The 15637-nt window shown below is 68.6% G+C and carries 15 protein-coding genes; 5 read left to right on the plus strand and 10 right to left on the minus strand.

Features of this window, described 5'->3' with window-relative positions:
* On the minus strand, nucleotides 1–650 hold a 650-nt coding region (locus A5704_RS01150; RefSeq protein ID WP_156734783.1), incomplete at its 3' end, for an NAD(P)H-binding protein.
* 188 nt (nucleotides 651–838) lie between these two features.
* Between A5704_RS01150 and A5704_RS01155 the strand changes: the two genes are divergently transcribed.
* Together A5704_RS01155 and A5704_RS01160 are read left to right on the plus strand one after the other, a co-directional pair.
* Nucleotides 839–1339 (plus strand): isoprenylcysteine carboxyl methyltransferase family protein, encoded by a 501-nt coding sequence (locus A5704_RS01155; RefSeq protein WP_067755870.1) that lies wholly within the window; start codon nucleotides 839–841, stop codon nucleotides 1337–1339.
* Nucleotides 1336–2352 carry an NAD(P)/FAD-dependent oxidoreductase gene (locus A5704_RS01160; protein WP_067755874.1) on the plus strand — a complete coding sequence of 339 codons (1017 nt, stop codon included), beginning with the start codon at nucleotides 1336–1338 and terminating at the stop codon, nucleotides 2350–2352. The genes A5704_RS01155 and A5704_RS01160 overlap by 4 nt, the downstream gene beginning before the upstream one ends.
* Here A5704_RS01160 and A5704_RS01165 read toward each other — a convergent pair.
* The gene (locus tag A5704_RS01165; protein ID WP_082950272.1) at nucleotides 2349–3152 is read right to left on the minus strand and encodes a crotonase/enoyl-CoA hydratase family protein; all 804 of its coding nucleotides are present in this window, start codon (nucleotides 3150–3152) and stop codon (nucleotides 2349–2351) included. The genes A5704_RS01160 and A5704_RS01165 overlap by 4 nt on opposite strands.
* A complete protein-coding gene (locus A5704_RS01170) occupies nucleotides 3149–4297 on the minus strand; it encodes a thiolase family protein (protein ID WP_067755877.1) in 1149 nt (382 codons plus the stop codon). Before A5704_RS01170 ends, A5704_RS01165 begins: the two co-directional genes overlap by 4 nt.
* Before the next feature lie 194 nt (nucleotides 4298–4491).
* On the opposite strand from A5704_RS01170, the gene A5704_RS01175 reads away from it, so the two are divergent.
* On the plus strand, nucleotides 4492–4782 hold the full coding sequence (locus tag A5704_RS01175; RefSeq protein ID WP_067755880.1) for a hypothetical protein: 291 nt from the start codon (nucleotides 4492–4494) through the stop codon (nucleotides 4780–4782).
* A gap of 72 nt (nucleotides 4783–4854) precedes the next feature.
* On the opposite strand, the gene A5704_RS01180 is transcribed toward A5704_RS01175, so the two are convergent.
* From A5704_RS01180 to A5704_RS01210, 7 genes are all read right to left on the minus strand, one after another.
* Nucleotides 4855–6339 carry an aldehyde dehydrogenase family protein gene (locus A5704_RS01180; protein ID WP_067755883.1) on the minus strand — a complete coding sequence of 495 codons (1485 nt, stop codon included), beginning with the start codon at nucleotides 6337–6339 and terminating at the stop codon, nucleotides 4855–4857.
* Between the two features lie 90 nt (nucleotides 6340–6429).
* Complete coding sequence (locus A5704_RS01185) at nucleotides 6430–7644, minus strand: cytochrome P450 (RefSeq protein ID WP_067886998.1); 1215 nt, start codon at nucleotides 7642–7644, stop codon at nucleotides 6430–6432.
* A 9-nt stretch (nucleotides 7645–7653) separates the two neighbouring features.
* A complete protein-coding gene (locus A5704_RS01190; RefSeq protein ID WP_067785729.1) occupies nucleotides 7654–8643 on the minus strand; it encodes an SDR family oxidoreductase in 990 nt (329 codons plus the stop codon).
* A complete protein-coding gene (locus A5704_RS01195; protein WP_067755890.1) occupies nucleotides 8636–9778 on the minus strand; it encodes a spirocyclase AveC family protein in 1143 nt (380 codons plus the stop codon). The genes A5704_RS01190 and A5704_RS01195 overlap by 8 nt, the downstream gene beginning before the upstream one ends.
* 13 nt (nucleotides 9779–9791) lie before the next feature.
* Complete coding sequence (locus A5704_RS01200) at nucleotides 9792–10904, minus strand: ABC transporter substrate-binding protein (protein WP_067755901.1); 1113 nt, start codon at nucleotides 10902–10904, stop codon at nucleotides 9792–9794.
* A gap of 84 nt (nucleotides 10905–10988) precedes the next feature.
* A complete protein-coding gene (locus A5704_RS01205; protein WP_067785726.1) occupies nucleotides 10989–11831 on the minus strand; it encodes a CbbQ/NirQ/NorQ/GpvN family protein in 843 nt (280 codons plus the stop codon).
* Nucleotides 11832–11939: 108 nt separating this feature from the next.
* Nucleotides 11940–13589 carry a nitric oxide reductase activation protein NorD gene (locus A5704_RS01210; RefSeq protein ID WP_082954738.1) on the minus strand — a complete coding sequence of 550 codons (1650 nt, stop codon included), beginning with the start codon at nucleotides 13587–13589 and terminating at the stop codon, nucleotides 11940–11942.
* 242 nt (nucleotides 13590–13831) lie between these two features.
* On the opposite strand from A5704_RS01210, the gene A5704_RS01215 reads away from it, so the two are divergent.
* Together A5704_RS01215 and A5704_RS01220 are read left to right on the plus strand one after the other, a co-directional pair.
* Nucleotides 13832–14977, plus strand: coding sequence for an acyl-CoA dehydrogenase family protein (locus A5704_RS01215; protein WP_067887003.1), 1146 nt, complete (start codon nucleotides 13832–13834; stop codon nucleotides 14975–14977).
* Nucleotides 14974–15637 (plus strand): acyl-CoA dehydrogenase family protein (locus A5704_RS01220; protein WP_197508427.1); only part of this gene is annotated, 664 nt, incomplete at its 3' end. The genes A5704_RS01215 and A5704_RS01220, both read left to right, overlap by 4 nt.

Here is a 15637-nt window from a genome sequence, read left to right on the forward strand (position 1 = left end):
TAGGACGTGGTGTCCGGGCCGGCGATGTCGTACGCGCCCGCCGGCAACAGGCCGGGATCGGCCGCGGCGACCAGGTAATGCAGCACGTCGCGGATGGAAATCGGGTCTATCGGGTTGTCCATCCAGCTCGGGACGGGCAGCAGCGGGAATCGGTCCCCGACGTAGCGCATCATCTCGAACGAGGTCGAGCCCGCGCCGATGATCATCGCGGCGCCCAGCCAGACCAGCTCCGCGCCGCCCGGCACCGTCAGGGCCTCGGCCACCTCGGCCCGGCTGGTCAGGTGCTCGGACAGCACCTCGTCGGCGGGCACGAATCCGCCCAGGTAGACGATGCGACGCACACCGGCGTCCCTGGCCGCGGCGGCGAGGTTGGCCGCGGCGGCGTTGTCGGCATCGCGGAAGCCGGGCTGCCCGATGGCGTGCACCAGGTAATACACCACGTCAACGTGCCCGGCGTCGGCGAAGGCCGCCCGCGTGGACGCGGGATCGGCGGCGTCGAGGGTCACCGGGGTGACGTCGTCGAACCATCCGAACCGTCTGAGTCGCTCGGGCTTCCGGGTGGCGGCCACGACGTGGTGCCGGTCCGCCAGCAGCGCCGTGACCAGCCGCGATCCGACATATCCGGTGGCACCGGTGACGAGGACCCGCATACCTTTCAACCTAACCCGGCGACGGTCGACGCAAACCTGGCGGGCGCGGGCCGCCGATCGCGAACGTAACGCCACGGCGCTCTTCCGGCCTGATTTTCGCCATGCCGTTACGCTCGCGGCGGTGAACCCGCGCGGCGGCGGCATCGTGAGCCGGTAGAAGAAGTCCTCTTCGAAGAGATAGTGGAGACATGTATTACCTACTGGTTCTGGCGGTCGCCATCGAACGCGTCGTGGAGCTGGTGGTCTCCAACCGCAACGCGCGATGGTCTTTTGCCCAGGGCGCCAAGGAGTTTGGGCGGGCACACTATCCGGTGATGGTGGTGCTGCACACGGCGCTGCTGGTTGGCTGCATCCTCGAGCCGTGGGCACTGCACCGGCCGTTCATCGGATGGCTGGGCTGGCCGATGCTGGCGGTGGTGGCACTCAGCCAGGTGCTGCGCTGGTGGTGCATCGCCACGCTCGGCCCGCGGTGGAACACCCGGGTCATCGTGCTGCCGCAGGCCCCGCTGGTGCGCCAGGGTCCCTACCGGTGGCTGCACCATCCGAACTATGTTGCAGTGGTGGCTGAGGGGTTGGCGCTGCCGTTGGTGCACACGGCGTGGCTGACGGCCGCCATTTTCACGCTCGCCAACGCGGCGTTGCTCAAGGTGCGATTGCGGGTCGAGAACTCCGCTCTGGGATACACGTGAGCGACTACGACACCGACCTGTTGATCGTCGGCGGCGGGCCGGGCGGTTTGGCAACGGCGTTACACGCTCGGCGGCAGGGACTTTCGGTGATCGTCGCCGACCCGCGGGAGGGACCCATCGACAAGGCGTGCGGTGAAGGCCTGATGCCCGGCGGGCTGGCCGAGCTGACGTCCCTCGGCGTCGACCCGGTCGGCATGCCCTTTCACGGAATCGCCTACGTGAGCGAACACCGCCGTGCCCAGGCCCGGTTTCGTAACGGCCCGGGTCGCGGCGTGCGACGCACCACGCTGCACGCGGCGCTGGCCGCGCGCGCCAAAGAGCAAGACACGGAATGGCTTCGGGCGCGGGTGACCACCGTGCACCAGGACGCGCACGGGGTGACGGCCGCCGGCGTGCGCGCGAAATGGTTGGTGGCGGCCGACGGACTGCACTCACAGGTCAGGCGGGCCGTCGGGATCACGGCGACGGCCGGAACGCCGCGGCGCTACGGCGTGCGCTGGCATTTCCGGGTGCCGCCGTGGTCGGAGTTCGTCGAGGTGCATTGGTCGCGCTGGGGTGAGGCATATGTGACGCCGGTCGAGCCGGATCTGGTGGGCGTGGCGATCCTGTCGCGCGGCCGGCCCGACCTCGCGTGGTTCCCCGGGCTGGCCCGCCGGCTCGGCAGCGCCACCCGCGGTGACGCGCGCGGCTGCGGCCCGTTACGCCAGGTGGTCTCTCGCCGGGTCGCGGGGCGCGTGCTGTTGGTGGGCGACGCGGCGGGCTACGAGGACGCGCTGACGGGCGAGGGCATCAGCCTGGCGGTCAAGCAAGCGGCCGCTGTGGTCGCCGCCATCGTCGACGAGGCGCCGCAGTCGTATGAGTTTGCGTGGCAACGGATTACCCGCAACTACCGGCTGCTCACCCGCGCGCTGGTGTTGGCCAGCGCCCCGCCGATCGCGCGCCGCGCCATCGTGCCGGCGTGCACGCTGTTGCCCGGCGCGTTCCAGCGCGGGGTGAACGTACTGGCGGGCTAGCGGGCCTTCCAGACCGGCTCGCGCTTCTCGGCGAACGCCAGCGGGCCCTCCTTGGCGTCCTCCGACCTGATCAGGCCGCGCATCTCGGTCATGGTGCGCGCCCAGCCCACCTCTTCGTCGGTGATGACGCCGTCGTCGACGCCGTAGGCGATGCGCTTGCTGGCCTGCACGGACAGCGGCGCGTTCACCGTCACCCGCGCGGCCAGCGCGAGCGCGGCCTCCAGCACCGTGCCCTCCTTGACCACCTGATTGATCAGGCCCCATTCGAGGGCGTCGGCGGCGGTGATCGGCTCGCCGGTCAGCAGCAGCTCCATCGCCACCTTGCGCGGCAGCTGCTGCACGATCCGGAAGACGCCCCCCGCGGCGGCGATGAGCCCCCGCTTGACCTCCGGCAGCCCGAACTGGGCGCGCTCGTCGGCCACCACCAGGTCGCTGGCCAACGCCAGCTCGGTGCCGCCGCCCAGCGCGGTGCCGTTGACCGCCGCGATCGTGGGTTTGTCGATGAAGTGGTGCACGTAACCGGCGAAGCCCCACTCGGGATGGTCGGGGTGATAGATGTTCTCCCGACGTGAGATCGCCTTGAGGTCGGCCCCGGCGCAGAACGACTTGTCGCCCGCGCCGGTGATCACCACGGCCCGGATCTCGCGATCCTGCTGGGCCTCCTCCAGCGCGTCCCCGACGCCGATGCTGACGGCACCGTTGACCGCGTTGCGGGCTTCCGGCCGGTTGATGGTGATCACCATGACGTTGCCGCGGCGCTCGGTCAGCGCGCCGGGCGCCGCGGTGTCAACGTCCGTCACAACAATTCCACGATGGTGGCGTTGGCCTGGCCGCCACCCTCGCACATGGTCTGCAGACCGTAACGAATTCCCTTGTCCCGCATGTGGTACAGCAGCGTCGTCATGATCCGGGCGCCGGAGCCGCCCAGCGGGTGCCCCAGCGCGATCGCACCGCCGTTGGGGTTGAGCTTCTTCTCGTCGGCGCCAATGTCTTTCAGCCACGCCAGCGGCACCGGCGCGAACGCCTCGTTGACCTCGTAGGCCCCGATGTCGTCGATGGACAGGCCGGAACGCTTCAGCACCTTCTGGGTGGCGGGGATCGGCGCGGTCAGCATGATCACCGGGTCGGCTCCGGCCAGCGTCGCGGTGTGCACCTTCGCGATCGGCTTCAGGCCGAGCTCCTTGGCCTTCTCGGCCGACATGAACAGGATCGCGGCCGAGCCATCGGAGATCTGCGACGAGTTGCCCGCGTGGATCACCCCGTCTTCCTTGAACGCCGGCTTCAGCGACGCCATCTTCTCCATCGGGGTGCCGCGGCGGATGCCCTCGTCCTTGAGCACCACGTTTCCGTCCTGGTCCTTGATACCGACGATCTGGTCGTCAAAAGCGCCGGAATCCTGTGCCGCAGCGGCCTTTTCGTGTGAGCCCAGCGAGAACTCGTCGAGCGCGGTGCGGTCGAATCCCCACCGCTCGGCGATCATCTCGGCGCCGATGCCCTGGTTGGGGATCTGGCCCTCGTAGCGGTCCAGGAAGGTCTTCGGGTAGGGGCGGCCGCCGTTGGCCAACGACGAACCCATCGGAGTGCGCGACATCGACTCCACCCCACCGGCCACGACGACGTCGTAGTGCCCGGCCACCACGCCGGCCGCCGCGAAGTGGATCGACTGCTGGCTCGAACCACACTGACGGTCGACGGTCACACCGGGGACGGATTCCGGCCAGCCGGCGGCCAGCAGGGCGGTGCGGCCGATGTCGAGGGCCTGCTCACCGGCCTGCATCACACAGCCCCAGATGACGTCGTCGACGAGGCCGGGGTCGATACCCGCCTTGTCCACCAACCCGTTGAGCACCTGCGCCGACAGGTCCGCCGGGTGCACCCCGGACAATCCGCCGTTGCGCTTCCCGACCGGTGAGCGCACTGCCTCGACGATGACGGCTTCAGCCATGGTGGTGTCTCCTTTGACGTTAGGACCCTAATCGGTGAAAGTGAGTCTCGCCGTCGATTGTCAACCAACGCGTTGGGCGGGCGCGGGCCGGGGTGGTTTTGGGTGGCAGATGGCCTTCCGATTGCCAGCTTTTCGGCACCCCGTCATGTGCAGTCCATTTTTCCGCGAGGCTCGGCGACGTAGGGTGCCCCGATGTGAGCACCCCTTCACCGGGCCCCGGCTGGTGGCTGGCATCCGATGGCAAGTGGTATCCCCAGCAATGGGAGAGCACCTTCGTCTCGTACACGAACGAATCTCTGCAGGCCGTGCTGGACGAAGCGAACCGTCTGACGCAGTCCTACGGACAACAGGGCTGGGAGATCGTCGGGTCGTCGGTGCAGCGCACCCAGGTCGCCCACCGCTTCAAGGACTACGACAAGGGCGGCGACCACTACTTCGAGTGGAGCATCGTCTGCACGCTGAAACGACCGGTCGCGCCCGCCTGACCCACGCCGAGATTGCCGCCACGGTCGCGGGTGAGCCCAAACCCGCAGCCGTGACGGCGATCTCGACGGGCCTTAGACGGCGGGATAGGCCACCGATTTGATCTCGGTGTACTGGTCGAACCCGGCGACACCGTTCTGGCGGCCCACCCCGCTGTACTTGTACCCGCCGAACGGGGTGTCGGCGCCATACGGCGCGCCGCCGTTGACGCCCATGAAGCCGGCCCGAATCCTTCGGGCCACCGCCAGCGACCGCTCCAGCGAGCCGGACATCACGTTGCCCGCCAGGCCGTACTTGCTGTCGTTGGCGATCCGGATCGCGTCCTCCTCGTCGTCGAACGGGATCACGGCGAGCACCGGACCGAAGATTTCCTCCTGGGCGATCGTCATGGAGTTGTCGACATCGGTGAAAAGCGTTGGCCTGACGTAGAAACCCTTGTCGAAGCCGGTGGGCGCGTCGGGGCCGCCGACGAGCGCCGTGGCGCCCTCTTCGACACCTTTGCGGATGTAGCCCATCACGCGATTTCGCTGCACCTCCGAGATCACCGGGCCGCACAGGGTTCCCGGGTCCTGCGGGTCACCACACGTGACGTTCTCGTAGATGCCCTTGAGGATTTCCACGCCCTCGTCGTAGCGCGACCGCGGCAACAACATCCGGGTCGGGTTGGCGCAGCCTTGGCCGGCGTGCATGCACGGCGCGATGCCGACCATGCAAGCCGTCGGGAAGTCGGCGTCCTCCAGCACGATGGTGGCCGACTTGCCGCCCAGCTCGAGGAAGAGCCGCTTCATGGTGGCGGCCCCCTTTTCCATGATCCGCTGCCCGACCACGGTCGAGCCGGTGAACGAGATCAGGTCGACCTTGGGCGAAAGCGTAAGTTCTTCGCCCACAAAGTGATCCGAGGCGGTCACGACGTTGACGACGCCGGCGGGGATGTCGGTCTTCTCGGCGATCAGCCGGCCCAGCCGGGTCGCGTTGAACGGGGTGTTCGGCGCCGGCTTGAGCACCACGGTGTTGCCGGTGCCGAGCGCCTGGCCGAGCTTGTTGAGGGTGACCTCGAACGGAAAGTTCCACGGCACGATCGCGCCGACGACGCCCACCGGCTCGCGCCACACCTTGCGGGTGGTCAGCGTGCCGGTCAGGCTGATCACCTTGTCACCCAGGTCGGTCTCCCACGCGTACTCGTCGATCAGCCTGGCGGGGTAGCGCAGCCCGTCCTCCAGCGGCGCGTCCAGCTGGGGACCGAAGGTGATGGCCCGCGGCGATCCCACCTCGAGGATGAGCTCCTCGCGCAGCTCCTCCTTCTCCGACTCGATCGCCTCGTGCAGCTGCAAGAGGCAGCGCTTGCGCAACTCCCGGTTGGTCGACCAGTCGCTCTCGTCGAAGGCGCGCCGGGCGGCGTCGATCGCCCGGTGCATGTCCTCCTTGGACGCGTCGGCGACCTCCCCGAGCGGCTCCTCGGTCGCCGGGTTGATGTTGGTGAAGGTGCCGGACTGCCCGTCGACGAGCTTCCCGTCGATCATCATCTTCGGCTCGAACCGCACCTTTACAGCCTCGGTCATGTTTGTCACTCTCTTCTGAGTCGTTGAGGGGCTACAGAGAGCCTTACCGGAAACTAGCCGATTGGCAAGCGACAACCCCTACGGGCCTGGTCATTGTGGGTCGAACAGCACGGGCACCGACGTCGGCGAACGAAAAATCTGCCCGCGGACGTGCGGATCGTCGGCGTCGGGGTCCAGCCGCAGGTTGGGCAAGCGGTCGAGCAAAAGGTTGATGGCGGTGCGCATCTCCAGCCGCGCCAGGTGCATGCCGAGACAGACGTGCACGCCGTGCCCCCAGCCCAGGTGGGCCCTGGGTGTGCGGAAGATGTCGAACCTGTCGGGATCGGGGTAACGGTCCTCCTGCCGGTTGGCGGAGCCCAGCATCGGCATCACCGTGGACCCTTCCGGTATCGCCACCCCGCCGAGTTCGGTGTCGCGAGTCGCCACCCGGGTGATGGTCAGCAGGGGCGGTTCCCAGCGCACACCCTCCTCGATGGCCTGTGGTAGCAGCGACCGGTCCGCGCGGATGGCATCCAGCTGCGCGGGATCCGACAGCAGCGCGAGCAGCAGGCTGCCCAGGGACCGGTACGTCGTCTCCACCCCGGCGGGCAGCAGCAGCCGCAGGAACGAGTAGATCTCCTCGTCCTCGAGCTTCTCGCCGTCGATCTCGGCCTGGGCCAGCGCGCTGATCAGATCTTCCTTCGGCTCGGCGCGGCGCGCCGCCAGGATGGGTGCGAAGTAGTCGCAGAGCGCGGCCGAGGCGGCAAGGCCGCGTTCGGGATTCAGGATCCAACTCAGCAACGAAATCGACCACCGCTGGAACTGCGGATAGTCCTCCTCCGGCAGCCCCAGCAGGCCCGCGATGATCTGGCTGGGGTAATCGAAGGTGAATTCCTTGACCAGGTCGGCCTTTGCGTTCGCCGCGAACTTGTCGATCAGGCTGTTGCCCACCCGCCCGACGAGTTCGTCTTCCCAGCGGGCCAACGCCTTCTGCGAGAAGGCCTTTGACACCAGTGACCGCAGCCGCCCGTGCACCGGTTCGTCCATGCCGAGCATGACGCGCTCCCCCAGCACCGGCCCGAACGCGGCGATGACGGCCGCCGACGAGAACGTCTCGTTGTCGCGCAGCATCTGCTGGGCTTCCTCGTGGCGGTAGACGATGAAGACGGGTTTGGATTCCTCATGCGGCATCCCGGAAACGTCGAGGCGCTGAATGGGTTCCTCGCGGCGCAGCCGCGCCAGTTCCGTGTACGGGTCGCGCACGTCCCCGGAGACCGCGTCGTCGAAGGCGCCGAAGTCCTCCAGGTCGTCGAATAGCTGTTCCATACTTTCCCCTCAGCCCCCTTGGGTTCCCTTGCGCTTCGCCGCCAGCGCGGCCAAGCGTTGCAGCACCGGCTGCGGCAGCACGCGCGCTGCGAATACCATCGCCCGTTGGCTTAGCGTCAGCGGCCACGCCCCGTCGCGCATCGTGCCCTGTCTGGGTATGCCCAGCACGACCCGCGACATGTGGTGCATGCCTGAAGCCGGCAGGATCCTGTTGGCCGCCAACAGCATCGATGCATCCAGTCCGACGCCGCGGCGGCGGAACGGCACCCGGTCGTCCAGCGCACTGACCAGGCCGTCGGTGAACTTCTCGGGTGGCCTGGCGAGTTTCATCGCGGCCCTGCCGCGGGTGTTCATGGTGTTGTGCAGCCGGGCGTACGGGCCGCCCAAGTCGCGGTTGTCGGTGGTGCCCGCGTCGGTGATGATCTCGGTGTCGTACGTGCCGGCGACCAACACGGTGACGCCCAACCCGAAGGGCGCGATCTCGCACGCCATGGCTTCGCCCCACCGCTCCAGCGCCCCCTTGGCCGCGGAGTACGGGGCGGTGGCCGGTTGGCCGCGCACCCCGGCCGCACTGGACACCAGGACGATGCGTCCCTCGCCGGCCGCCCGCATCGATGGCAGCAACGCCTGGGTGAGCGCAACCGGGCCCATGACGTTCGTTTCGAACATCCTGTGCCACAACGCCATATCGGTCTCCTCCACCATTCCGGCGGCGGAGATTCCGGCGTTGTGCACCAGGGCGTAGGGGGCGCCGCCGGCTTCCTCGATGGCCTTGGCCGCCGCCGCGATCGACGCCGGGTCCAACAGGTCGAGCTGCACGCCGACCAGCCGATCGTCGTCTTGACCGGCGCCCGTCGCCGCCCGCAGCGGCGGCAGGCCGACGTCGGGCGTCCGCATCGCCGCGATAACCCGCCAGCCTTCGCGGTACAGCCGCACCGCCGACGCGAAGCCCAGACCTCGCGACGCGCCGGTGATGACGACGGTGCGCGGCTCAGCCATGCGCGCCCGGGGTCGCGCAGGCACCCACACCGGGCGGTGGGGAATCGACATGGGGCCGCCCGTTGGGCTCCCCGCTGGCCCAGGTCGACCAGATGCCGACCGAGTATGGGCCCTGCGCCCCAGCCTTTTCGTAATAGCCTTGGGGGTCGTACACTTTCGCCTCCGGATACGGCCAGGGGCACGCGACGGAGGTCGCCGCGTGGCTGACCTTGATGACCCAGAACCACGCCCCGTAGGCGAAGTAGGACACGTTGATGATGGCGAACATCACCAGGAACGTGCCGAGCACCGGACGGGTCGGGAAGATCTTGGCCTTCGCGGCCAGCTTCTCGGCCACCGACTTGCCGGTGTCGTCGCGGTAGCAGAGTATCGCCGCCGGAACCATCACGAAGGTCACCGAGAACGACTCCCAGATCAGCGGGAACTGGAATGTCGTGCCGGTGAACACCGAGCCCCACGGGATCACCTGGGAGTAGATGTACATGCCCCAGTGGATCAACGTGTTCTCCAGGAAGGCATCGATGACGAACCCGATCACCAGGACTATCGCCCCCAGGCAAATCAGTGGGTGCCGCGAAACGAAGGCCTCTGGCCCTTTGCGGGCCTGCAGCTTGCGCAGGATCCATATCCCTGGGAAGTACGGCCCGAAGTAGAACATCACGTAACCGAAGACCACGAAGGGTTCGACCGTAGGCGAAATCGACACCAGCGGCCAGGATTCCGGCCAATGCACCAAATCCGGGTTGTAGACCGCGAACGGTGACCAGTTCATGATCGGGTCCTGCCACACGATCAGCGTGGTGCACAGGAACATGAGCATCACCGGACTACCGGGATTGCGGCGCCAGCCTCTGATGAAGACGATCAGCAGCACGACCAGCGCCACGACCGTGGCCCAGTCCAGGAACCCGATGTAGTCGAGCCCGAACGTGAATTTCACCGGGCGGGGCCGACCCTGCACATTCGGGTTGGCGACGCGGGGGTCCAACGCAACGCGGCAGTTCGCGATGAAGAAGAGCGTGAACGCGGCGAGGGCGGCGCCGGCGACCCAGCCGCCCCAGCCCCGCTTGTCCGTCCGCCGCGGGGGCGCCGGATTTTCCTGCGCCGCAAGCGGTGCGGATTGATCGGTGCTCATGTCTTTGCCAGCCTCACTCTCCGAAGCGATCGACCAGGTGCGAGTTGGTGCCGTCGGCGTCCAGCGTGCGGGCCACCAGATAGCCGGCGCCCATCCACGCGCGCCGCGTCCACTTCCCGAAGGAGACGCGCGTGCCGGGGGCACCCGACGCGGCGGGCATCATCTTCACCCGCTCCAGCGCCTCCTTGACCCCGCGCGGGCTGAGCGGGTGGGCATCGGCGAACGCGCGGACGAGGGTGGCGGCAACGTCGTGGTTGACCACCGACACGCAGTACTCGGGCCGGCTGCCCTCGTACCTCTTCGCGTAACGGTCGAGGAAGTCCTGGCCCAGCCGGTTCTCCTCGTCGTACTGGTCGACGCCGACCCAGCCCATGAACGCGTCCCACATGATCGGGTTCACCCAGGCGTTCTGGAATGCGGTGGTGGTGAATCGCGGCGGATCCCAATCCACGGCCTGCAGCGCGGGGTTGATGAAGACGATGCCGAAGCCGAACCCCAGATGCACGATCGCCTCGGCCTTGGCCTCGTGCAGCGTGCGGACGGCGTCGTTGATGTCTTGCGCGGTCTGGGCGATTGCCGCCTCCGCGACGATGCGAATGCCCTTGCGGCGGCACGCACTTCGAAGATTCTTCAGGTAGCTCTCGCCGATCAGATTCTGCTCCACGAGGACACCGATTTCCGAGAGTCCGCGTTTGGCGACGAGGTCGGCGATGAAGATCGGCTCATCGGTCATCGAGCCCTGCGGGAACGCGAAGGTCCATTCGCCCAGCCAGTCGTCGGTGCCGGTGACGCTGATCGCCGGCACCTTGAACCGCTCCTCGATCGCCTCGCGGGTCGGCACGCAGTTGTCGGTGATGTGCGGCCCGAACACCACCAGGCAGCCCTCGTCGACGAGCTCGCCGAACGCATCGATAACCGCCTTGACCGATCCCTTGGGCAGGCCCTCCACCTCGCGATAGATCATCTGCACGGGGCGATCGAGAAGGCCCTGCCCAACGGCTTCTTCGAAGACGAGGTCGAAGCACCGCGTGAAACTCGCCATCAGTTCCTCGGGGAAACCCGGCGGCAGCGTGAAGTCCATCAGGTAGCCGACTTTGATCGGCTCAGCGCTGCTTTCGTAGGACATCGAACCTCCCGAACCTCACGCACGCCGAACCACGGCAAACCTAATATTTGTTCAGACCCTAGCGGCGGCCGTATGCAGCGTCAATCATTCGCCCGCGCCGCCCAGATAGATCCCGATCAGCTCGGCCAGGGCCCTGCCCACGGCCACGTCGTCGGTGAGCGGCCCCGCGATCGCGGCGCGAGCCGCCTCTCGCATGGTGAGCCCCTCCGCCACCAGCCTGCCCGCTGCGATCAGCACGCGGGTCGACGCGACCTCACGCAGGCCGCCGGTTTCCAGCCGGCGAATGGCCTGTCCCAACCGGACCAGGTCCGCGGCGGTGGCGTCGTCCACGCCGGCCTCGTGTGCGACGATCCCCTCTTCGATATCGGCTGCGGGGAAATCGAATTCGATGGCGACCATTCGCTGCCGGGTCGAATCCTTGAGGTCTTTCAGCACGCTCTGATAGCCCGGGTTGTAGGACACCACCAGGCCGAACCCGGGCGCCGCATCGAGCGTGACGCCGAGACGTTCGATCGGCAGCTGCCGCCGGTGATCCGCGAGCGGGTGCAGGACCACCGTGGTGTCCTGCCGGGCTTCCACCACCTCGTCGAGATAGCAGATCGCCCCCTCACGCACCGCCCGTGTCAGCGGGCCGTCCACCCAGACGGTTTCGTCGCCCTGCAACAGGTACCGGCCGACCAGGTCGGCCGTGGTGAGGTCGTCATGGCAGGCGACGGTGATCAGCGGCCGGCCGAGATCGTGGGCCATCGCCTCGACGAACCGGGTCTTGCCACAGCCCGTGGGCCCCTTCAGGACAAGGGCCAGACCCTGGCGGTACGCCGCCTTGAATACGGCCTCCTCGCCGCCGATCGCCTTGTAATAGGGGCGCGACGCCCCGGCCTCGGGCATCGCGCCGTTCCGGTGCACCAGCCCGGACTCGTTGGCCATACCTTCCCCTCCGCTACCCACGGTCAATCGAGCCTATCGCGGAACAGATGTTTGTTTCAAGCTGTCTGACGAGCGCGTTTAGGCTCGGCCATCGGTTGTCGTGGCGCGTCATGACACCCGGCGCCGGACCTCGGCCGAGCGCAGGGCGGACCGGAACAACGGGCCGATCACGCCCGCGAGTTGGTCCGGGCGCGCGATCGTGGCGTGTGCGGCGGTGCCGAACACGCGGCGCGGCGACTGCACGTCGGTACCCGCGCCGATGGTCAGGCACACGCAGCCGATGCCGCGGCGGCGGGCCTCGGCCAAGGCGCGGCGCGCATCGGCGGCGCCGTAGGCCCGCTCGTAGCCGTGGTCGTAGGCCAGCCCGTCGGAGAGCACCACCAGCAGCCGCCGCGACGTCCCGCCGCGCGCCTCCAGCACCGCCGACCCGTGCCGGATCGCCGCGCCGAGGCGCGAATACGCGCCCGGCTCAAGGCTGTTGAGCCGCCGCATGACTCGGGCGTCGAGGTGGTCGTCGAATCGCTTGACCGGCACCACGTTCACCGCGCGCCGGCCCTGCGAGTAGTAGGCGTAGAGCGCGACCCGGTCGCCCAGGTCGTGCAGCGCGACGGTGAGGTTGGCGACCGCCGTGCGCTGCTGCTCGTGCACCGTGCGCCCGACCGTGCCGGCCTCGGCGGCCGAGCCCGACACATCGAGGAGAAGGAGCACTGACAGATCCCGCCGGCGCCGCAGGCTGTCGAGGTACACGGCCTCGTCGGGCACCGACCCCGCCAGCACCTCGACGCGGGCCTCGACCGCCGCGTCGATGTCGATGTCGTCGCCCTGCGCCTGGCGATGGCGGCGGTGCAGACCCATCCCGAGCCGGGACAGCGGGCGCCGCACGCCGATGGCGGCCTCGATCGCGTGTGTCGCCGACGGTTTGATCTCGGCGTCGACTTCGCGCACGGTGCACCACGCCGGCCGGTACATCCTGCGCCCGGCGTCCCATTCCGGGTAGGTGAAGCCGCCCGTGAATGCGGGCTGGTCCGCGCCGTCGACGCTCGACGCGGGGGCCAGCGAGGTCACCGCGTGCAATCCGCGCTTGGCGGAGTCGGTCCGGTGCGTCGGGGTGTCCGCGCCGGGCGGTCCCCCGCCGCTGCCGGTCTTGCGCGCCGACGAAAGCATCTTCTTCAGCCACCTGCCGATGAAACCGCCGCCGCCCACCGGGCTGGTGAACATGTCGGGATCGTCGGAGTCGTCGGTCTCGTCGTCGGCGAGTTCTTTCAGATCGTCGGTGCCGCCGCTCCTCGGGACATGCCCGGGTTGTTCCTTGCCTCGCCGTTCGGGCGCCCGGGCCGACGCGGCCAGCACCTTCCCAGCGCGAATGATGCCGAATTCCGGTGCGGGGTTACCGATCGGCTCCCGCCCGTCGGCGATCCGCAGCGACGTGGCGGGCGAATCGCTTCGCCCCGCGGCGTCGGGGTCGGCGAGGGAGGCCAGAACGCCCGGCAACAGGTCGGCGTTGGCGGCGAGCGCGCGGTGCCCCTCCACCGCCAGATAGCGCTTGGCCACCCGAGGGCGGCGCAGCAGGTGGCGCATCACGTCCGCTTCCAGGCTGCCGGCCGCGATCATCGACGCCTGTACGGCAACGGCTTCGAGCTGCCGGCGGGCGCTCGCACCCGCGTCGACGTGGATGGTCTGGCCGTCGGTCCATGACGGTTCGCCCGGACGCAGTTCGGCCACCGCTACGGCCCGGCCGGCGAGCGCGGATGCGAGCATGCCGAGACCCGGCAGCCGGTCACCGCGAACGTCGGTGGACACGCTCAATCTCCGAACCGCCTGGACTCCGTTGACCAAATATCTGTTCCACCGTAGAGTCCGGTGCCACCGCAGTCAATCAGGGCAAGGAGCACATGGTGCGCGGGGGAGCTGATGCTGCGCGCCGTCGCCGTTGTTGACCGGCTATCCGCTCAACCGTAAAGTCCGGCTAAGGTCGCAGATTCACCAGGGAACAAGGAAAAGTGGACTTTTCATACCCGGCGGAAGTGGAGCAGTTCCGCGTCGAGCTGCGCGACTGGCTATCGAAGAACCTGACCGACGAGCTGGTAGCCGCCCGTCGGCCCGCCGGACGAGACGACGCCGCCTTCGAGCTGCTGCGCGCCTGGAACGCCACGATGGCCGACGCCGGCTGGGCCGCGGTCTCGTGGCCTCGGGAATACGGCGGCCGCGGCGCGACGGTTCTCGAGCAACTCGTCTATACCGAGGAAACCACGCGGGCGCGAGCCCCCATGCCGCTCAACGTCATTGGCCTAAACAACATCGCGCCGGCCATCATGCAATACGGCACCGAGTCGCAGAAGCTCACGCTGCTCCCCCGCATGATGCGGGCCGACGACATCTGGTGCCAAGGGATGTCGGAACCTGAAGCGGGGTCCGACCTCGCCGCGCTGCGCACCCGCGCGGCGCGCGACGGTGACGACTTCGTCGTCAACGGCCAGAAAATCTGGACGTCGCTGGGGCATCGCGCGGACTGGTGCCAGCTCTACGTGCGCACCGACCCCGAAGCGCCCAAGCACAAGGGCATCTCCTGCCTGATTGTCGACATGAGACTGCCGGGCATCGAAGTCCGTCCGCTGGTAACGCTCAACGGCGACGCCGATTTCGCCGAGGTGTTCTTTCACGACGTGCGCGTGCCTGCGGACGCGTTGCTCGGTCCGCTGAACGGGGGATGGCAGGTGGCCACCACCACGCTCAGCCACGAGCGGGCCGGGGCCGCCCGGCTGTACGCCGAGATGCAGGTGCGGCTCGAAGAATTGACCGACGACATCGCCGCGCACAGCGACGCGCTCGAAGACCCCGTGACGCTGCGGCGCCTCGGCGAGATCGCGCTGCGCATCAAGTATCTGGAAGTGCTGTGCCAGCGGTCGATCTCGGCCACGCTGCATGGCGGTGACGCCTTCGGATCGGCGAGCCTCGCCAAGACCGTGTGGGGTGAGATCGGACAGGACATGGCCGCGTTGGCCTTTGACGTGCTGGGCACGAGCGGCGCCGGCGCGCCGTGGGCGAACTACCGCCTGACGTCGCGCTCGCTGACCATCGCGGGCGGTACCAGCCAGATCAACAAGAACATCACCGCCCAGCGGGTACTCGGGTTGCCCCGCAAATGAACCTCGAACTCTCCGACGAGCAGGTCGCGCTGCGCGACACCACCCGACGCTATCTCGCCGAAAAGGCTTCCATCGCCGACCATGTGCGCCCGCTGCTCGACGACCCGACCGGCGTCACCGAGCCCGTGTGGCGCGGCCTGGCCGGCCTCGGGACCACCGGTCTGCTGGTGCCGGAGGCCCACGGCGGCGCCGGCATGACGATGATCGAGGCCGGCATCGTTGCCGAAGAGCTCGGCGCCGCCCTGCACCCGGGGCCATGGTTGTCGACCGCGGTCGCCGCCGCCCGGGCGCTGACGCGGCTCGGGCCAACCGACGCCGCGGCCGAGCTGCTCAGCGGGATCTCCGACGGCACCACGGTCGCCACCGTCGGCTTCCTCGATGCCGAAAGCGCACCGGTGGCCGCGAGCCGGCAGGGCGATGACGTCGTCTTGCGGGGCGACATGACCGCCGTCCCCGACGTCGCCGCCGCGGACGTGCTGCTGGCGCTCGCCGGGGAAGGCGGCGGTCGAGGGCTTTTCGCGATCCGCACCGACTCGCCGGGTGTTTCGGTCGAGCCGGAGCGCGGCATCGACCAGACCCGCAAGCGCTTCCGGGTCACGCTCGACTCAGCGCCCGCGCGGCGGCTGGCCGAGGCCGCCCCCGGGGACGTCGCCGCGGTGA

Source organism: Mycobacterium sp. E735, assembly GCF_001666955.1.
In the GTDB taxonomy this organism is placed as follows: Bacteria; Actinomycetota; Actinomycetes; order Mycobacteriales; family Mycobacteriaceae; genus Mycobacterium.